20 protein-coding genes are annotated in these 16041 nt (G+C 66.0%); 3 read left to right on the forward strand and 17 right to left on the reverse strand.

Annotation, left to right across the window (positions count from 1 at the left end; translation table 11 throughout):
• From HG262_RS28025 to HG262_RS28055, 7 genes are all read right to left on the reverse strand, one after another.
• Positions 1-163: SDR family NAD(P)-dependent oxidoreductase (locus HG262_RS28025; protein WP_169274122.1), on the reverse strand; the 163-nt coding region annotated here is incomplete at its 3' end.
• Positions 164-183: 20 nt separating this feature from the next.
• Positions 184-903 (reverse strand): ABC transporter ATP-binding protein, encoded by a 720-nt coding sequence (locus HG262_RS28030; protein WP_169274123.1) that lies wholly within the window; start codon positions 901-903, stop codon positions 184-186.
• Positions 896-1660, reverse strand: a complete 765-nt coding sequence (locus tag HG262_RS28035) for an ABC transporter ATP-binding protein (protein WP_169274124.1) — start codon at positions 1658-1660, stop codon at positions 896-898. The genes HG262_RS28030 and HG262_RS28035 overlap by 8 nt, the downstream gene beginning before the upstream one ends.
• Entirely contained in the window at positions 1657-2658 is a 1002-nt protein-coding gene (locus HG262_RS28040) for a branched-chain amino acid ABC transporter permease (RefSeq protein WP_169274125.1), read from the reverse strand. Before HG262_RS28040 ends, HG262_RS28035 begins: the two co-directional genes overlap by 4 nt.
• The gene (locus tag HG262_RS28045) at positions 2655-3557 is read right to left on the reverse strand and encodes a branched-chain amino acid ABC transporter permease (protein WP_169274126.1); all 903 of its coding nucleotides are present in this window, start codon (positions 3555-3557) and stop codon (positions 2655-2657) included. Before HG262_RS28045 ends, HG262_RS28040 begins: the two co-directional genes overlap by 4 nt.
• 68 nt (positions 3558-3625) lie before the next feature.
• Positions 3626-4840 carry an ABC transporter substrate-binding protein gene (locus tag HG262_RS28050; protein WP_169274127.1) on the reverse strand — a complete coding sequence of 405 codons (1215 nt, stop codon included), beginning with the start codon at positions 4838-4840 and terminating at the stop codon, positions 3626-3628.
• An 80-nt stretch (positions 4841-4920) separates the two neighbouring features.
• Entirely contained in the window at positions 4921-5715 is a 795-nt protein-coding gene (locus HG262_RS28055) for an SDR family oxidoreductase (RefSeq protein ID WP_169274128.1), read from the reverse strand.
• 203 nt (positions 5716-5918) lie between these two features.
• Here HG262_RS28055 and HG262_RS28060 point away from each other — a divergent pair, with 203 nt between their 5' ends.
• Positions 5919-6596 carry a GntR family transcriptional regulator gene (locus HG262_RS28060; protein ID WP_169274129.1) on the forward strand — a complete coding sequence of 226 codons (678 nt, stop codon included), beginning with the start codon at positions 5919-5921 and terminating at the stop codon, positions 6594-6596.
• A gap of 24 nt (positions 6597-6620) precedes the next feature.
• Here HG262_RS28060 and HG262_RS28065 read toward each other — a convergent pair whose 3' ends face one another.
• Together HG262_RS28065 and HG262_RS28070 are read right to left on the reverse strand one after the other, a co-directional pair.
• On the reverse strand, positions 6621-7274 hold the full coding sequence (locus HG262_RS28065; RefSeq protein ID WP_169274130.1) for a carbonic anhydrase: 654 nt from the start codon (positions 7272-7274) through the stop codon (positions 6621-6623).
• Positions 7275-7728: 454 nt separating this feature from the next.
• Entirely contained in the window at positions 7729-8067 is a 339-nt protein-coding gene (locus HG262_RS28070) for an FxLYD domain-containing protein (protein WP_169274131.1), read from the reverse strand.
• A gap of 396 nt (positions 8068-8463) precedes the next feature.
• On the opposite strand from HG262_RS28070, the gene HG262_RS28075 reads away from it, so the two are divergent.
• Entirely contained in the window at positions 8464-8796 is a 333-nt protein-coding gene (locus HG262_RS28075) for a PsiF family protein (RefSeq protein WP_169274132.1), read from the forward strand.
• 76 nt (positions 8797-8872) lie between these two features.
• Here HG262_RS28075 and HG262_RS28080 read toward each other — a convergent pair whose 3' ends face one another.
• The 6 genes from HG262_RS28080 to HG262_RS28105 all read right to left on the reverse strand — a co-directional run bounded on the left by HG262_RS28080 (position 8873) and on the right by HG262_RS28105 (position 12770).
• Positions 8873-9913, reverse strand: coding sequence for a cyclase family protein (locus HG262_RS28080; protein ID WP_169274133.1), 1041 nt, complete (start codon positions 9911-9913; stop codon positions 8873-8875).
• Between the two features lie 4 nt (positions 9914-9917).
• Positions 9918-10697, reverse strand: coding sequence for a 3-oxoadipate enol-lactonase (gene pcaD / locus HG262_RS28085; protein ID WP_169274134.1), 780 nt, complete (start codon positions 10695-10697; stop codon positions 9918-9920).
• A 53-nt stretch (positions 10698-10750) separates the two neighbouring features.
• Positions 10751-11047: a YciI family protein gene (locus HG262_RS28090; RefSeq protein ID WP_169274135.1), complete on the reverse strand. Its 297-nt coding sequence runs from the start codon at positions 11045-11047 to the stop codon at positions 10751-10753.
• A 67-nt stretch (positions 11048-11114) separates the two neighbouring features.
• Positions 11115-11390 (reverse strand): muconolactone Delta-isomerase, encoded by a 276-nt coding sequence (gene catC / locus HG262_RS28095; protein ID WP_169274136.1) that lies wholly within the window; start codon positions 11388-11390, stop codon positions 11115-11117.
• Between the two features lie 61 nt (positions 11391-11451).
• Complete coding sequence (locus HG262_RS28100; protein ID WP_006227166.1) at positions 11452-12096, reverse strand: 3-oxoacid CoA-transferase subunit B; 645 nt, start codon at positions 12094-12096, stop codon at positions 11452-11454.
• Positions 12093-12770, reverse strand: coding sequence for a 3-oxoacid CoA-transferase subunit A (locus HG262_RS28105; protein ID WP_006227167.1), 678 nt, complete (start codon positions 12768-12770; stop codon positions 12093-12095). Before HG262_RS28105 ends, HG262_RS28100 begins: the two co-directional genes overlap by 4 nt.
• A 194-nt stretch (positions 12771-12964) precedes the next feature.
• On the opposite strand from HG262_RS28105, the gene HG262_RS28110 reads away from it, so the two are divergent.
• Positions 12965-13747: an IclR family transcriptional regulator gene (locus HG262_RS28110; protein ID WP_169274137.1), complete on the forward strand. Its 783-nt coding sequence runs from the start codon at positions 12965-12967 to the stop codon at positions 13745-13747.
• 53 nt (positions 13748-13800) lie between these two features.
• On the opposite strand, the gene HG262_RS28115 is transcribed toward HG262_RS28110, so the two are convergent.
• On the reverse strand, positions 13801-14529 hold the full coding sequence (locus HG262_RS28115; protein ID WP_169274138.1) for an SDR family oxidoreductase: 729 nt from the start codon (positions 14527-14529) through the stop codon (positions 13801-13803).
• Between the two features lie 36 nt (positions 14530-14565).
• The gene (locus tag HG262_RS28120; RefSeq protein ID WP_169274139.1) at positions 14566-15906 is read right to left on the reverse strand and encodes a TIGR00366 family protein; all 1341 of its coding nucleotides are present in this window, start codon (positions 15904-15906) and stop codon (positions 14566-14568) included.
• Positions 15907-16041: the final 135 nt, after the last annotated feature.

The raw sequence follows: 16041 nt of genomic DNA on the forward strand, positions 1-16041 counted from the left end.
CCGCGTCGCGGATCGCCTGCGCGGTGCCGGCGGCCAGCGCCGCGTCGATGTCCGCCACGATGACCGCCGCGCCCTGGCGGGCGAAGCCCTGCGCGATGGTGGCGCCCAGGCCACGCCCGGCGCCCGTGACGAGGACCCGCTTGTCTTGCATCATTGATGTCATGGTCTGTCCTTCGCGGCGCGTCAGGCGCCCAGATAGGCGCGCTGTACGCCTTCGTCGCTGGCGAGCCGGGACGATTCGCCTTCCAGCGCGATCTCGCCGTTTTCCAGGATGTAGGCGTAGCTGGACACCGACAGCGCCAGCTTCACGTTCTGCTCCACCAGCAGGATGGTGATGCCCTGTTCGCGGTTCAGCCGCAGCACGATGTCGAAGATCTGCTCGACCACCAGCGGCGACAGCCCCATCGACGGCTCGTCCAGCAGGATCATGCGTGGGCGCGCCATCATGGCGCGGCCCGTGGCCAGCATCTGCTGTTCGCCGCCGGACAGCGTGGCGGCCTTTTGCTCGAACCGTTCGCGCAGGCGCGGGAAGGTGTCGCAGACCATGTCCAGGTCCTGCTTCACCGCCCCGCGGTCGCGGCGCAGGTAGGCGCCCATTTCCAGGTTCTCGCGCACGCTCATGTCGCGGAAGATCTCGCGGCCTTCGGGCACCTGCACGATGCCGCGGCCCACCACGGCGTCCGCCGGCAACCGGTGGATGGCCTCGCCCGCAAAGCGCACGCTACCCGCCGTGGGCGCGACCAGGCGCGAGACGACGTTGAGCGTGGTGGACTTGCCCGCGCCGTTGGCGCCCAGCAGCGCGACGATGGCGCCTTGCGGCACTTTCAGCGACACGTCCTGCAGGGCGCGGATGTTGCCGTAGGCGGCCGAGACCGCATCGACTTCGAGAAGAATGTCAGCCACCTGCGGCTCCCTTGCCCAGATAGGCTTCGATCACGTGGGGGTTGCTGCGCACCTCCGCGGGCGTGCCTTCCGCGATCTTCTCGCCGAAGGACATGACGGTGATGCGATCCGAAATGGACATCACCAGCTGCATGACGTGCTCCACCAGCAGCACCGTGATGCCATCGCGTTCGCACAGTTCGGTCAGCAGGCGGTCCAGCGTTTCGATCTCGCGGTTGCGAAGGCCGGCGGCCGGCTCATCCAGCAGCAGCAGCTTGGGCGATATCGCCAACGCGCGCGCCAGCTCCAGCATCTTTTGGCGGCCGAAGTCCAGGCTGCACGCCGGCGTATCCAGGAAGTCGGCCAGGCCCACGCGTTCCAGCAGGTGCTCGACGCGCTCGCGCGTCTCGGCTGCCGCCGGACGCAGCAGCTTGCCTGGGGTGCCGGCGCCGTGGGCATAGGTGCCCAGCAGCGCGTTTTCACGTACGCTCAGTGCGCCGAACAGTTCCAGGTTCTGGAACGTGCGGGCCACGCCCAGCGCGGCCATTTCGTGCGGCTTCTTTGTCGTAATGTCCGCACCGTTCAAGCGGATGCTGCCGCTGCTGGGACGGTAGTAGCGGGAAATGCAATTGAACGTGGTGGATTTGCCGGCGCCATTGGGTCCGATCAGCGCATGGATGCGGCCGCGCTCCACGTGCATGGACAAGCCGTTGATGGCGGTCAGGCCGCCGAACTTTACGGTCAGGCCCTGCACGTCCAGATAGGGTTGGTCGCTCATGCCGCGCTCCTTTGCGTGGCTTTGGCGGCGCCGGCGTCGGAACGCGAGGCCGCGGGCAGCGGGGCGGCTGGAGGCGGCGCACGGCGGTGTGCGCGGCCGGCGAACAGGCCCTTCGGCGCGAACATCATGAAACCCATCAGGATGACCCCGTAGATGATTTCCTGGAACGACAGCGCCTGGCGCAGCAGTTCCGAGATCAAACCGAATGCCAGTGCGCCCGCGATGGCGCCGCGCACCGAGCCGATGCCGCCCACCACCACCATCGTAAGAATCAGGATGGTGGTCTGGAAGCCCAGGCTTTCCGGATGGATGAACGATGCGAAGGTGGTGTACATGCCGCCCGCGATCCCGGCGTAAGCGGCCGACAGCGTGAAGGCCGTGCGCTTGATGGCGTTGACGTTCACGCCCATCGCTTGTGCCGCCACGTCGCTTTCCCGCACCGCGCGGAAGGCCGATCCCAGCTGCGAGCGCGATAACGCGATGGTGGCCCACAACAGGAGCGCGGCGATCAGGACGACGAAGGGATAGGCCTTCAGGTCCGACACCAATTCGTAGCCGAACAGCGTGGCCGGCGAAATCCGGAAACCGTTGGATCCATTGGTGACCGACTGCCAGTTCAGGAACACCCACTGCATGGCCTCGCCGAACGCGAAGGTCGACAGCGCCAGATAGATGTCGCGCATGCGCAGCGCCAGCGCACCGATCAGGTAGCCCAGCGCCGCGGCCAGCAGGCCGCCCGCGATGATCGAGATGAAGAACGGCGGGTGCCACAGGTTGTTGATCAGGCCCGCGGTGTAGATGCCCACGCCGTAGAACGCGGCGTGCGACAGCGCGAACTGCCCGGTCTCGCCGATGACGAGATGCAGGCCCAGCGCCAGCACGACGAACACCATCAGCAGGTTGACGACATAGATGACATAGCCGCTGGCCAGGAAAGGCAGGGCGGCAAGCGCCACGGCCATCAGCGCCAGCAAGAGGCGATCGATCTTGTTGCTCATACTTTCTTCACCTGCAGTTTGCCGCCCAAGAGGCCTTGCGGACGCAGCAGCAGCACGACCATGATGGCCACGAACGGGGCGACCACGATGGCGTTGGTCGAAATGAACAGCCCCACCAGGTTCTCGGCCACGCCGATCACGAAACCGCCCACCACCGCGCCGGGCAGGCTGGTGATGCCGCCCACGATGGCGGCCGCGTAGGCCAGGATGGCGATGTGGCCAATGTCCGGCGTGATGAGGATCTTGGGCGTGATCAGCAGCGCGGCCACGGCCGAGATCAGGCCGGACAGCGCCCACACCAGCATGCGGATGCGGGTCAGGTTCACGCCCGTCAGCCGCGCGGCCTTGGGGTTCATGCCGACGGCGCGCATGGCGCGGCCGACGCGGGTATAGGTGAACATCGCGAACAGCAGCAGCATGACGCCCACCGCCACCGCGAAGATCACCATGTCCAGCTGCGTCAGCACGGCGTCGCCGATGAGGACGGCATCGGTCGGCGCCAGCGGCGGGAGCGAGCGCGGCGTGTCGCCCAGGCCCGTTTGCCGCACCAGGCCCTTCAATGCATAGGCAAGCCCCAGCGTGGCGATGACCATCTGCACGCCCACGCCTTTGGAGGCGATGACGCGTTCCATCACGACACGCTGGAACAGGCCCGACACGACGGCCACCGCAGCCAGCGTGACGGGGATGACAACCAGGTACGGCCAGCCCATCACCAGCGTCAGGAACAGGGCGATGTAGCCGCCCACCATGAAGATCTCGCCCTGGGCGAAATTGGGCACGTCCGTGGTCTTGAAGATGATGACGACGGCGACGGCCAGCAGCGCGTACACGCTGCCCGTCACCAGTCCCGACAGCACCCCCTGCTGCAGGAACAACCAGAAATCGGCAAAGCTCATGATGTTCTCCGGCGGGCCCGCGCGGTGCTGCGCCACGGCGCGGGCTCGGTCTGTGACAGGCCGCAGGCCTACTTCTGGTATTGCCAGACGCTCTTGAATGCGCCCGGGACGAGCGTCATGCTTGTGCCGTCGAACTTGATGTAGATGGCGGACTCCTGCGCGGCGCGGTCGTTCGGGCCGAACTCGATGGGGCCGGCCATGACGCCCGAGTCGAACTTCATCGTCTCCAGCGCCTGCAGGACCTTCTCGCGCGTGGGCTGCGGACCGGCGGCCTTCAGCGCGTTCACCACTGCCATCGCGGGCGGCAGGCCATAGGGCATGTAGGTCTGCGGATGGCCCGGCTTGGCGGCCAGGTCGGGGTAGGACAGCTTGTACATGTCGTACACCCAGGTCAGCTTGGGGCCGCCGGGCAGGTCGGACAGCACGTCCTGGATGTAGACGTTCTTGAAGGCATCCTTGTTGCCCACGTTCTCCACCAGCTGCTTCAGGTCGGCGGTGCCGTTCACAGCCAGCACGATGGGCTTGTTCCAGCCCAGTTCCTGCGCCTTCTTGATGATGAGCGCGGCCGGGCGGGCGTAGGTGGTCAGCAGCAGCACGTCGGGGTTGCCCGCGCGGATCTTCAGCATCGGCGCCGTGACGTCGGTGATGTTCGGGTTTACCGACTGCACTTGCAGGCCCAGGTCGCCCAGTTGCTTGGCCTGGGCTTGCGCCGCTTCCAGGTTCCAGCCGCCGTAGGCGTCGTCGTGGTTGATGTAGCCGATTTTCTTGGCCTTCAACTGTTCGGACGCGAACTGCACCATGGAGCCGCCCACGGCGTGCTGCGAAATCGAGAAGGCGCCGTAGATGTACTTGGACGGCGGATACAGCGCGCCGTCGCCCGAGGCGTTCAGCATGACCAGCGGCACCTTCTCGCGTTCGACGTATTCGCGCGAAGCGACAACGGCCGCCGAGCACGAGCCGCCGTTCAGCAGGAACACCTTGTCCTGCTCGTTCAGCTTCTTCACGGCGGCGACCAGATCGTTGGCGTTGCAGCGGTCGTCCTCGATGACGAGCTCGATCTGGCGGCCATGCACGCCGCCTTCCTTGTTGACCTTGGCATACCACATCTTGGCGGCGTTCAGCACGTCGAAACCATAGGCCATGCCGCTGCCCGACAGCGGCGCGAACAGGCCGATCTTGATGGTCTTGTCCGTGATGCCTGGTTCTTGCTGCGCTTGCGCGCCGGTCGAGAAGGCCCACGCGCACAGCGCCGCGGCGGCCGCGTAGCGACTACGTTGATTCATGATTTGTCTCCCGTTTTTTTGGAATGCGCGCCTGTGTGTGCGGCGCTTTGCTGCATAGGCCGGCGGGCTGCCGGCGTGCCTTACTGCATGCGGTAGCCGCCGTTCACGTCGATCACGCTGCCGGTGATGTAGCCGGCCTCTTCGGATGCCAGGAAGCGCACGGCGGCGGCCACGTCGTCCACGGTGCCGATGCGCCCCAGCGGGATCGCCTGGGCGGCCGCGGCCAGCGCGCCGCTGCTGGTGACGGTGCTGCGCAGCATGTCGGTGTCGATCAGGCCGGGCGCGATGCCGTTGACAGTGACGCCCAGGTGCGCGGATTCGCGCGCCATGGCTTTGGTCAGGCCCAGCACGGCCGACTTGGCGGCGATGTATGACGCGCTGGAGCGGTAGCCGCCCAGCTGGGCGGCCACGGAAGTGAAGGTGACGATGCGGCCGTGCGCCAGCGGCGCGGCTTCGCGGCGGCGCAGATAGGCTCGGCCGCAGAGGAATACGCCGCGCGCGTTGACGGCGAAGCTGCGTTCCCAGATGTCCAGCGTGGTGTCTTTGATCAGGGGGCGTTCGCCGTCGGGCTGGAACAGCAGCAGTCCGGCGGCGCTGACCAGTACGGCGATCGGGCCATGCTGCGTTTCGATGGCGTCGAACGCGCCTTCGACCGCCGCTTCGTCGCTGACATCGAACGCGTGGGCGGCATGCGGCGCGCCCAGCGCATCGGCCACGCGGCGGGCGCGCACGGCATCCACGTCCGACACCACGACGCGCAGTCCCGCGCGCGCCAGTTCCTGGCAGATCGTGGCGCCGATGCCACCGCCGCCGCCCGTCACAAGCGCCAAGCGTGGGGCCGCGCCGGGCACGGCGGGCGTGGATACATTGGACATGCTGTCTCCTGATTGGCGTGCCGTCTGCGTGGGAAAGCACGGCCGCTGATTTGAATTTTTTGCGATTATGTATACATGGGTGGGCGACAGGTATAGGGGCTTACCCTAGGCATCGTTTGATTTAGGGCCTAGGTACTAGGGAAAGCTCGGAGGCAAGGCGGGCGAACGCCACCACATGTATTCTTCATGTATACAATGCGGGCATGGACACGCTATCTCAACACGTTACCGATACGCTGCGGGACTGGGTGCTGCACGGACAATTCAGCCCGGGCGCCCGTCTGGAAGAAATCCCGCTGGCCGAGAAACTGGGGGTGTCGCGCACGCCGGTGCGCGCGGCGCTGGCGACCTTGGGCAACGAAGGCCTGCTGGAGCATCTGCCCAAGCGCGGCTATACGGTGCGCGCCTATGACATCGGCGAGATCGTGGCGGCTTATGAAGTGCGCGCCGCGCTGGAAGGGCTGGCCTGTCGGCAGGCGGCCCTGCGCGGGCTGACGAACGATGCGGTGGCGGTGTTGAAGAATTGCCTGGACGAGGGCGACCGGATCCTGGCGAAAGGGGTGCTGCTGGCCGAGGACCACTTGCCGTACCAGAAGGTGAACATCACCTTGCACAACGGCATTCTGGAGGCGGCGGGCAATCCGTGGGTCAAGCGTTTCGCCACGCAGGCGCAGGCGATTCCCTATGCGTCTGACCGCATCATCCTGTGGGAAGACCACGGGATCATCCTGCGCTCGCACGATGATCACCACCGGATCGTCAGCGCGATCATCGCGCAGGACGGCGCGCGCGCCGAAGACCTGATGCGCGAACACGTCTACTACGCGGGGATCATCCTGAAGAACAACTACGAACGGCTGGCGCAGGCTTACCGGGTGTAAGCGCCGCGCCGGCCGTGGCGGCGCTTAGCCGTTGTCGATGCCCGTTTCCAGGCAGGGCTCGAATTCGCCGCTTTCCGGGTTGCGCAGGAACAGCACGCCGGTGGCCACGCCGAAGTAGGTGCCATGCAGTTCCAGGTCGCCCTTTTCTACGCGGCGGCGGATGGACGGGAACGTCATCAGGTTGTTCAGGCTGTGCTCGACCACGGCCAGTTCCAGGCGCTTGAGCTTGGCCTGGCGGTCGCCGGTCCCGGGGCCCAGGCGTTCGGCCACGGGCTCGATCTGCGACATCCACTTGCCGATGAAGTCGCCCTTGGACAGGGGCTTGGCGTCGTCGAAGAACGAGCGGATGCCGCCGCAGGACGCGTGGCCCAGCACGACGATGTGCTTGACGTTCAGGCCATTGACCGCGAATTCGATCGCGGCGCTGGTGCCGTGGTAGGACGATTCGGAGTCGGGCTCACAGGGCGGCACCAGGTTGGCCACGTTGCGGACGACGAACATCTCGCCGGGGCCGGCGTCGAAGATCACTTCTGGGGACACGCGAGAATCGCAGCAGCCGATCAGCAGGATTTCAGGGCTTTGGCCCAGTTCGGCCAGTTTTTGATATCGGCTGCTTTCCGAATGGAAACGGCCGTCCAGAAACGATTGATAGCCTTCGGTGAGTCTTTTTGGGAACATGATCTTCACATCCTAGTAACAAGGCCAGGCCTGCTGGCACGCCGACAGACGCAATAAGGGGCTTCGTGTGGAAGCCCCTGTTATCGAGTCGACAAGCGGAATTTTCCCATATTTGTCCCTACAACCCCCTGTCTAAACCCTGATCAGGGAAGGGTTTTTTGCTTCCCATGAAGGTAGGCGCGCGAAGCGTGGGGCCCCCCGCCGCCGGGCCGCCCCAAGGCGAGGGGAGCCCCCTTGGGGGGCAGAGAGCGTGCGTAGCGCGCGAAGCGAGGGGGCCACCCCCCCCGCCGCCGGGCCGCCCCAAGGCGGGGAGAGCCCCCTCGGGGGGCAGAGAGCGCGCATAGCGCGCGAAGCGTGGGGGCCAACCCCCCCGCCGCCGGGCCGCCCCAAGGCGGGGGGAGCCCCCTCGGGGGGCAGAGAGCGCGCGTAGCGCGCGAAGCGTGGGGGCCAACAATCATTGAGCGCGGATGTCCAGTACCGTGACTCGGGTGAACTGCAGCGGCGTGATCGCCTTCACCAGCCGAATCTGTCCCGGCGCCATGGGACCGATGACGTCGTCGTTGACCCGGCCAACTTCGCGCCCTTGCGCGTCATACAGCACAAAGGTCAGGACCGCGCTGGAGATGGGCCGGCCGGATTGGTTGGCCAGCGACCCCGTGATGGTGGATACGTTCATGTTGATGTCGCGCACCGCCTGCACGTTGCCCAGCGTGACGCCGTAGGCCAGGCTTTGCGCGCCGGCGGCGCCGGACAGGCCGGCAAGCAACACGGCAGAGGCAAGGGCGAGTTTCATGGATGGTCTCCTGGGACGCTGGCGTCGGGGCGCCTGCTTGTCCGCGCCGCCGTCTTCGCCGCCCGCGTATCGCGCGGACAGCTGTATCTCACACCTTTCCGCAGCCGGGCACAACGGGTCAAAAGGATGAATGGGTAACAGGTTGCGCGGCATGTTCCCAGATTCGATGGGGGATGGCACAAATGCATCGGAATGTCTCTAGCTTGAGAGTGTCGGCTGTCGAAAAGCTGAACAAAGGGGGCGCGGTTTCCTGGCTTTTCTTAACCTTTGCGCGCTTGCGAAGCCTGTCGCTTTGTTCGATGATGACCGGGCCGGCAAGTGGCCGGCAGATCGTGCCGCCCAGCGTCAAGCGCGTCCTTGCGCCAACCGGGCGCATAACGCCCAAGGGAGAAACTCATGCTTTCCCGTACTAGCCAGCTGGCCTCGGCCTTTGTGTTGTCCGCATGTTTTTTCGGCGCCTATGCGCAAACCCCCGCCGCGCCCGCGCCCGCCAAGACGCCCACGCCGCAACAGCAGCGCATGGCCGACTGCAACAAGTCTGCCACCGGCAAGACAGGCGACGACCGCAAAACCTATATGAGCAGCTGCCTGAAAGGCGAGGCCCCTGCGCCCGCCAAGCAACTGACGCCGCAGCAGCAGAAGATGAAGGATTGCAACGCCACGGCCGGCGAGCAGAAGCTGACGGGCGACAAGCGCAAGGCCTTCATGAGCACATGCTTGAAGGGCTGACCGGTAGTCCGTTTTGCCGTCGCCCAAAAAAAAGCGCCAGACGCGGAGTCTGGCGCTTTTTGCTTTTCCGTTCGCCCTACACCGTGGCGATCGGCGTGACCGGCGAACCGATCGCGTGCGGCAGGCGCAGCGGGGGTGCCGTCAGCATGAAGTGATGGCGTCCGTTCGCATGCAGGAAGTCCGCCAGGTCCTTCAGATACCACAGCTCGGCCAGCGGCAAGCCCAGCTTGAACAGGCAATGGTGGTGCAGCGGGAGCATGGCGCGCGGGCCGGTTTTCTCGCGGGCGGGGTAGGCCTCGACCGCGTAGTTGTCGGCGCAGATGGCGGCGATGCCGCTGTCCGTGATCCATTGCAGCAACGCGGCATCCGTGCCGTCCAGCGCGGCGCCGTAGGTGTGCAGCACCTCGGGGTCCGGCGTGCCGTTCATGGCGACGACGGCCTCGGCGTAGCCGGTGCGCAGCACCAGCATGTCGCCGCGCTCGACCGTGATGCCGTCCGTCTCCAGCACGTGCATCAGTTCGGCGTGGCCGATCAGCGTGCGGCCGGGCCCGTAGTGGCGGAACAGGTCCACCAGCACGCCGCGCCCCTGCATGCCTTTCTGCGCCAGGTTTTCCACGCCCAGCTTCAGCGCGGCCGACGGGCCGCCGCTGTTGCAGCCGCAACCCGTGTGGTCGCCATCGGCCGGGCCGACGACGTCCACGCCGGCCTGGAAGCCGTTGTAGTAGCGCAGTTCGGGCTTGCCGTCGCCGTCGGCGTCGAACAGCGCGCCCACGTGCGCCAGCGCGTCCCACTGGGTGGAGTACTGCATCGACAGCAGCACCTGGTCGTCGCTCAGCACGTCCACCGCATCCGGGTTGACGTTGCGTAGAGGGAAGTTCAGGTAGGGCGTGTCTGCAAGCCGGGTGGGGCTGAGTTGCGGCGGGTGGCGGCGCGGGTTGAGCACGTTGCCGCCGGGCAAGTCCAGCGGCAACGACAGGCAGAACGTCTTGCCGGCGCGGATTTCGCGCGCGCCCTTCAAGACCTGCGCTTCGGTGATGAGGTTCAGGCGGCCAAGTTGGTCGTCGGGCCCGAAATCGCCCCAGTTGGAGCCTTCGGGCCGGTGTTTCCAGCGCTGCATGCGGTTACTCCGTCAGGAAGTCGACGACCGCGCGGGTGAAGGCTTCCGGTTGCTCCCAGTTCGAAATGTGGGAGGTGTTCAGCTCGGCATATCGGGCGCCGGGAATGGCGGCGGCCAGCTCCTTGCCTTGGGCGGGCGTGGCGGCCAGGTCGTGCGTGCTGCTGATGACGAGCGTGGGCGCCGTAATGGCGGCGACTTGCGAGCGGTAATCGGCGTCGCGCAGGGCCGCGCAGTTGGCCGAGTAGCCGGCGTCCGGCGTGCGGCGCAGCATATCGATCAGCACTTGCGTCAGGCCCGGTTCGGCGGCGCGGTAGTCGTCGGTCAGCCAGCGCTCGACGAGCGTGGGCGCCATCTTTTCCAGGGTCTGGTCGGCCACGGCGGCGATGCGGGTGCTCCAGCCTTCGGCGGAGCCGATGCGTGCGGCGGTGTTGCACAGGATCAGCTTGGCGACAAGCTGCGGGTGCGCCAGCGCCAGCGCGATGCCCGTGGGGCCGCCCATGGACAGGCCGCAGAAGTGGGCCTGCTTGATGTTCAGGTGCGCCAGCAGTTCGGCGACGTCGCCCGCCAGTTGCGCAAAGGTGTATTCGCCATCGGGGATCGAGGACTTGCCGTGGCCACGGGTGTCGTAGCGCAGCACGCGGAAATGCTTGGTCAGTTCAGGGATCTGGCGGGCCCACATGTCGGAGCAGGTGCCCAGCGAATTGGAGAGCACGAGCACCGGCGCGTCGGCCGGGCCATCGATGACGTAGAACAGCCGTGCCTGGCTGAGTTCGGCGTAAGCCATGTGGGATTACCTCGGATAAAGCCGCGGCCGCGTGAAAGGCGGCCGCTTCGGGATTACAGATAGCAGGTGCCGTCGACGTAGGCTTTGCGCCAGCGCGTGATGGTCACGCGGTCGAAGAGGTTGGCCTGCGAAAACGGGTCGGCGTCGATGAACTGCTGCGCGGCTTCGCGCGTGTCCAGGTCGACGATGTACAGGCCGCCGCCGGCGTCCTTGCCGTCGTCCTGCAGTTTGGCGCCGCACGCCAGCAGCAGCTGCTTGTTGGCGTCCAGGTATTCCAGGTGCGCCGCGCGATGCTGTTGGCGCACTTCCTGGTGGTTGGGCTTGTCGAACGTTTCGATGATGTAAGGCATAGGGACTCCAGGGGGAGATGACGGGGTGTGCGCGGCGCGCGCAGCCCGTCGTGCCGGCTTGGATGCGTCAGATCGCCGACGGGTGGCGCGCCAGCGCCGTGACGTTGATGTCCATGTACGGGAACAGCGGCAGGGATGCCAGCAGCGTGTGCAGTTCGTCGTTGCTTTCCACGTCGAAGATGCTGACGTTGGCGTAGCGGCCGACCACGCGCCACAGCTCTTTCCATTTTCCGTCGCGTTGCAGTTGCTGCGCCAGGGCCTTTTCGTCGGCTTTGAGCTTATCGGCGCGGTCGGCGGGCATGTCGACGGGAAGATTGACCTGCATTTGAACCATGAACAGCATGATGGACTCTCCAGAGAGGCCGCCCTGATCCGTGCCGGGGCGGCGCATCGTCAAAAAAAATTCAAGCGGAAAACTTCAGCGGCAGGCCGGTCAGGGCCAGCAGCTCGTCGGCGGTGACGTCGCCGAACATGTCGATGACGGTCACGCCGTCGGCGCGGATGTCGAACACCGCCACGTCCGTGTAAACGCGCGACACGCAGCGCACGCCGGTCAGCGGGTAGGTGCAGGCTTCGACCAGTTTGCTCTGGCCTTCGCGGGTCTGCAGTTCCATCATCACGAAGACGTCCTTGGCGCCGATGGCCAGGTCCATCGCGCCGCCCACGGCGGGGATGGCGTCGGGCGCGCCGGTGTGCCAGTTGGCCAGGTCGCCGTGCTGCGACACCTGGAAGGCGCCCAGCACGCAGATGTCCAGGTGGCCGCCGCGCATCATGGCGAACGAGTCGGCGTGATGGAAGAATGAGCAGCCGGGCAGTTCGGTGACGGGCTGCTTGCCGGCGTTGATCAGGTCGTAGTCTTCCTCGCCCTTGGCCGGCGCGGGGCCCATGCCGAGCATGCCGTTTTCGGTATGCAGGATGACTTCGCGGTCGGCCGGCAGGTGGTTGGCGACGAGGGTGGGCAGGCCGATGCCCAGGTTGACGTAGGCGCCTTCAGGGATGTCCTGCGCGACGCGGGCGGCGATCTGGTCGCGGGTCAGTTTGGTGCTCATTGCTGCTCCTTGGCGTCGATCTGCACGACGCGCTGCACGAAGATGCCGGGGGTGACGACGGTTTCGGGGTCCAGCGTACCCAGCTCGACCACTTCGCGCACTTGCGCCACGGCCACGCGCGCGGCGCTGGCCATGATGGGGCCGAAGTTGCGGGCGGTCTTGCGGTAGACCAGGTTGCCCCAGCGGTCGCCGCGTTCGGCCTTGATCAGCGCGTAGTCGGCGTGCAGGGGATATTCCAGCACGTAGTGGCGGCCGTTGATTTCACGGACTTCCTTGCCGTCGGCCAGCGGCGTGCCATAGCCGGTGGGCGAGAAGAACGCGCCGATGCCGGCGCCGGCGGCGCGGATGCGCTCGGCCAGGTTGCCTTGGGGCACCAGTTCCAGTTCGATCTTGCCGCTGCGGTACAGGCCGTCGAAGATCTGCGAGTCCACCTGGCGGGGGAACGAGCAGATGATCTTGCGCACGCGATTCGCGCCCAGCAGGGCGGCAAGGCCCGTGGTGCCGTTGCCGGCGTTGTTATTGATGATGACCAGGTCTTTCGCGCCCTGTTCGAGCAGGGCGTCGATCAATTCCATGGGCTGGCCGGCAGTGCCGAAGCCGCCGATCATGACGGTGGCGCCGTCGGGTACGTCCGCCAGGGCGGCCGCCGCGCTTGCAACAAGCTTAGAGATCATGATGTTCGCTCATAGGTGGCGTGTCATAATTTGTTCTTCATTAGAACTTTCGTTCTTCTGAAGAACATCGTTTCATGGGGATCGCAGAGCGTCAAGGCAAGCTGGCGCGGCGCGATCTTCCATTGTTTTGCGTTGCCTTCGAAGGCAACGGACGGCTCGCCAGCGGCGAGCTTTTTTCTCGTGAGACCGGACGGATGGCGGAGCAAGACACCCAGCAACCCAGCGATAGTTACGTGCAATCGTTCGCGCGCGGCCTGTCGGTGATCCGGGCCTTCGGCCCGAACCGATCGCAGATGACGCTGTCCGAAGTGGCGGCCGTCACGGGGCTGACCCGCGCCGGCGCGCGCCGCATCCTGCTGACGCTCGAACACCTGGGCTACGTCACTGTCTTCGACCGCAAATTCGCGCTGACCCCGCGCATCCTGGAACTGGGCTACGCCTACCTGTCGGGCACGCCGCTGTGGAACCTGGCGCTGCCCTACATGGAAGAAGTGGCCGAGCTCACGCGCGAGTCTTGTTCCGTATCGGTGCTGGAAGGGGCGGACATCGTCTACATCCTGCGCCTGTCCACGCACAAGGTCATGACCATCAACCTGGCCGTGGGCAGCCGCCTGCCGGCCTGGGTGACGTCGATGGGGCGCGTGCTGCTGGCCGGCTTGCCGGAAGCCGAGCTGGACCGGGTGCTGGCCATGAGCCAGATCCGGGCCTATACCGCTGACACCGTGACCGACATCGCCGAACTCAAGCGCGTGCTGGCCGGCGTGCGCGCCGACGGCTACGCCTGCGTGGCGCAGGAACTGGAACCGGGTTTGCAATCGGTCGCGGTGCCCATCATCGACCGCAGCGGCCGGGTGATCGCCGCGATGAACGTCAGCGGGCATTCCAACCGCTTCTCGCGCGAGGCCATGCTGGAAGCCTTTCTGCCGCCCTTGCGCCACGCCGCCGACCAGATCAACCACGCGCTGCTGCGCCGCTAGGCAAACGCGGCGGCAGGGCGGGAGGCAGGGCGGGGCGTACATGGCGGCCGGGCTCAGATCGGGGCGACGCCCAGCGTGGTGCCGCCGCAGACATACAGCATCTGGCCGGTCACGAAGCCATTGTCGGGCGACAGGAAGAACATCGCGGCGCGCGCCACGTCTTCCGGCGTGCCCAGGCGCTTGACGACGATGCTGTTGATGATGCGTTCGGTCTGCGGGGCGCCGGCCGGGTTGCTCTTGGTGAAGAGGTCGGTGGCGATGGGGCCGGGGCCGATGGCGTTGACGGTGATGCCGTCGCCGCCCAGTTCCATGGCGAGCGTGCGGGTCAATCCCACCAGGCCGGCCTTGGTGGCCGAATAGACCACGCGGTCCGGCTTGCCCAGTGCGGCGCGCGACGACATGTTCACGATGCGGCCGAAGCCGGCCTCGCGCATGGCGGGCAGCGCGGCCTGCACCAGGATCAGCGCGGTGCGCAGATGCAGGTTCACCACATAGTCCAGGTCCGCCAGCGTGGCCGTGTCGGCCGTGCCGGGGCGGGTCGCGCCCGCATTGTTCACCAGGCCCACGATGTTGTAGGCAGCGGTGACTTCGCCGGCGACTTCCTTGGTGCGCGCTTCATCGGTCAGGTCGGCCTGATACGAGACCAGCCCCGCCGGCGGATGCTCGGGCAGGCGGTAGTCGATGTTGACCACCTTGTGGCCCGCCTCCAGCAGCATGCGGATGATGGCGGCGCCAATCCCGGCGCTGCCGCCGGTGACAAGATACGCAGTCGGTTTGCTCATATCAGTTTCCAGTCTGTTCTATGAAAGCGCTTCGGATCAGTGGGTCAGATATCCCCAGGCCAGTACGGCGGTGATGTGGATCACGCCGACCCACAGCATCATGATGACGGTGTAACCCATCACGTCGCGCAGCTTCAGCTTCGACAAGGCCAGCGCCGGCAGGATCCAGAAGGGCTGCACCAGGTCGTTCCAGGCGTTGCCCAGCATGACGGCCATCGTCGTCTGGTTCAGCGCGCTGCCGATTTCCTTGGCCGCATCGATCATGAAGGGACCCTGGATGACCCAGTGGCCGCCGGCGGACGGGGCGAAGAAGTTGATGAAGAACGAGCTGATCAGGCCCCAGAACGGCAGCGTGGCCGGCGTGGCGAAGTCAACGAACACCTGCGAGATCGACGTCACCAGGCCGGAGGCGGCCATGATGGCCATGATGCCGGCATAGAACGGGTATTGCAGGATGATCCCGGAGATCGTCTTGATGCCTTCGGTCAGCTTGGCCACGTAGGCGGCCGGCGTGCCCAGCAGGATGATGCCCAGGAACAGGATGATGAAGTTGATCAGGTTCAGGTCCAGCGAGCCGCCGTCCATGAAGTGGAACGTCACGTAGGCGATGCCCAACGCGCCGATCAGCATGGAGAGGATGCGGCTGTTGTTCAGCTTGGAGGCGATGGTGCCCTTTTCCAGCATGTCTTCGACGGCGCTGGACGCATTGGCGTCGCGGTCGATGCCCGGGTCCACTTCAACGATCTTTTCGCCCTTCTTGGGGTGCAGCCAGGCGTTGAGCAGCGGCAGCGTGATGATGATGACCAGGCTGGTGATCAGCATGGGCACCGAGAAGATGGTTTCCGACAGCGGGATGGTGCCCATCTGCTTGGCGGTGGGATGGCCGGGGGTGGCGACCAGCACCGGGATGCTGGCGGACAGGCCCAGGCCGTACATCGTGAAGCCGCTATAGGCCGCGGCGATGATCAGGGGGTAGTGCACGCCCTTGACCTTCAGCGCCAGCTTCTTGGCGACGATGCCGCCGATGACCAGACCGAAGCCCCAGTTCAGGTAGCTGCCCACGCCGCCGACCAGCGTCGCGACGATGATGGCGGTGTGCGGGCGATGGACATGGCTGACGATGCGGTTGAGCAGGCGGTCGGTCAGCGGTGCGGTGGCCAGCACGTAGCCCATGGCCAGAATCACGGCCATCTGGGTCGTGAAGGCCAAGAGGCTCCAGAAGCCCTTGCCCCAGGCGCGGGTGACGTCGCCGATGCTCTGGCCTTCGATGCCCATGGCAAGCAGCACGGTCAGCAGGGTCAACGCGATCGCGAAAACAAAAGGATCGGGCAGATACTTGCGCATCAGCTCGGTAAAGAATGAAGCGAGTTTATTCATGGTGCCTCCAACAACTCCGTAGGCGGGTTCTCTAGTGTCTTGCCTCGCCCGGTACCGGGTGGCGGTGCGGGGGCGGGAGCGACGTCTGGTTTTCTTTGTGTGGTGGGCTCGTGGCCCGTCGGCGCGGTGGGGGGG

Origin of the sequence: Achromobacter sp. Bel (assembly GCF_012928505.1) — a bacterium.
GTDB lineage: Bacteria > Pseudomonadota > Gammaproteobacteria > Burkholderiales > Burkholderiaceae_B > Achromobacter.

Excerpts from the sequence above, each read along its gene's own strand:
- HG262_RS28050 (WP_169274127.1), bottom strand. The coding sequence starts at position 4,840 with ATGAATCAACGTAGTCGCTACGCGGCCGCCGCGGCGCTGTGCGCGTGG.
- HG262_RS28045 (WP_169274126.1), bottom strand. The coding sequence starts at position 3,557 with ATGAGCTTTGCCGATTTCTGGTTGTTCCTGCAGCAGGGGGTGCTGTCG.
- HG262_RS28115 (WP_169274138.1), bottom strand. The coding sequence starts at position 14,529 with ATGAGCAAACCGACTGCGTATCTTGTCACCGGCGGCAGCGCCGGGATT.
- HG262_RS28080 (WP_169274133.1), bottom strand. The coding sequence starts at position 9,913 with ATGCAGCGCTGGAAACACCGGCCCGAAGGCTCCAACTGGGGCGATTTC.
- HG262_RS28090 (WP_169274135.1), bottom strand. The coding sequence starts at position 11,047 with ATGCCTTACATCATCGAAACGTTCGACAAGCCCAACCACCAGGAAGTG.
- pcaD (WP_169274134.1), bottom strand. The coding sequence starts at position 10,697 with ATGGCTTACGCCGAACTCAGCCAGGCACGGCTGTTCTACGTCATCGAT.
- HG262_RS28075 (WP_169274132.1), top strand. The coding sequence starts at position 8,464 with ATGCTTTCCCGTACTAGCCAGCTGGCCTCGGCCTTTGTGTTGTCCGCA.
- HG262_RS28110 (WP_169274137.1), top strand. The coding sequence starts at position 12,965 with ATGGCGGAGCAAGACACCCAGCAACCCAGCGATAGTTACGTGCAATCG.
- HG262_RS28100 (WP_006227166.1), bottom strand. The coding sequence starts at position 12,096 with ATGAGCACCAAACTGACCCGCGACCAGATCGCCGCCCGCGTCGCGCAG.
- HG262_RS28120 (WP_169274139.1), bottom strand. The coding sequence starts at position 15,906 with ATGAATAAACTCGCTTCATTCTTTACCGAGCTGATGCGCAAGTATCTG.
- HG262_RS28070 (WP_169274131.1), bottom strand. The coding sequence starts at position 8,067 with ATGAAACTCGCCCTTGCCTCTGCCGTGTTGCTTGCCGGCCTGTCCGGC.
- HG262_RS28035 (WP_169274124.1), bottom strand. The coding sequence starts at position 1,660 with ATGAGCGACCAACCCTATCTGGACGTGCAGGGCCTGACCGTAAAGTTC.
- HG262_RS28055 (WP_169274128.1), bottom strand. The coding sequence starts at position 5,715 with ATGTCCAATGTATCCACGCCCGCCGTGCCCGGCGCGGCCCCACGCTTG.
- catC (WP_169274136.1), bottom strand. The coding sequence starts at position 11,390 with ATGCTGTTCATGGTTCAAATGCAGGTCAATCTTCCCGTCGACATGCCC.
- HG262_RS28060 (WP_169274129.1), top strand. The coding sequence starts at position 5,919 with ATGGACACGCTATCTCAACACGTTACCGATACGCTGCGGGACTGGGTG.
- HG262_RS28105 (WP_006227167.1), bottom strand. The coding sequence starts at position 12,770 with ATGATCTCTAAGCTTGTTGCAAGCGCGGCGGCCGCCCTGGCGGACGTA.
- HG262_RS28065 (WP_169274130.1), bottom strand. The coding sequence starts at position 7,274 with ATGTTCCCAAAAAGACTCACCGAAGGCTATCAATCGTTTCTGGACGGC.
- HG262_RS28040 (WP_169274125.1), bottom strand. The coding sequence starts at position 2,658 with ATGAGCAACAAGATCGATCGCCTCTTGCTGGCGCTGATGGCCGTGGCG.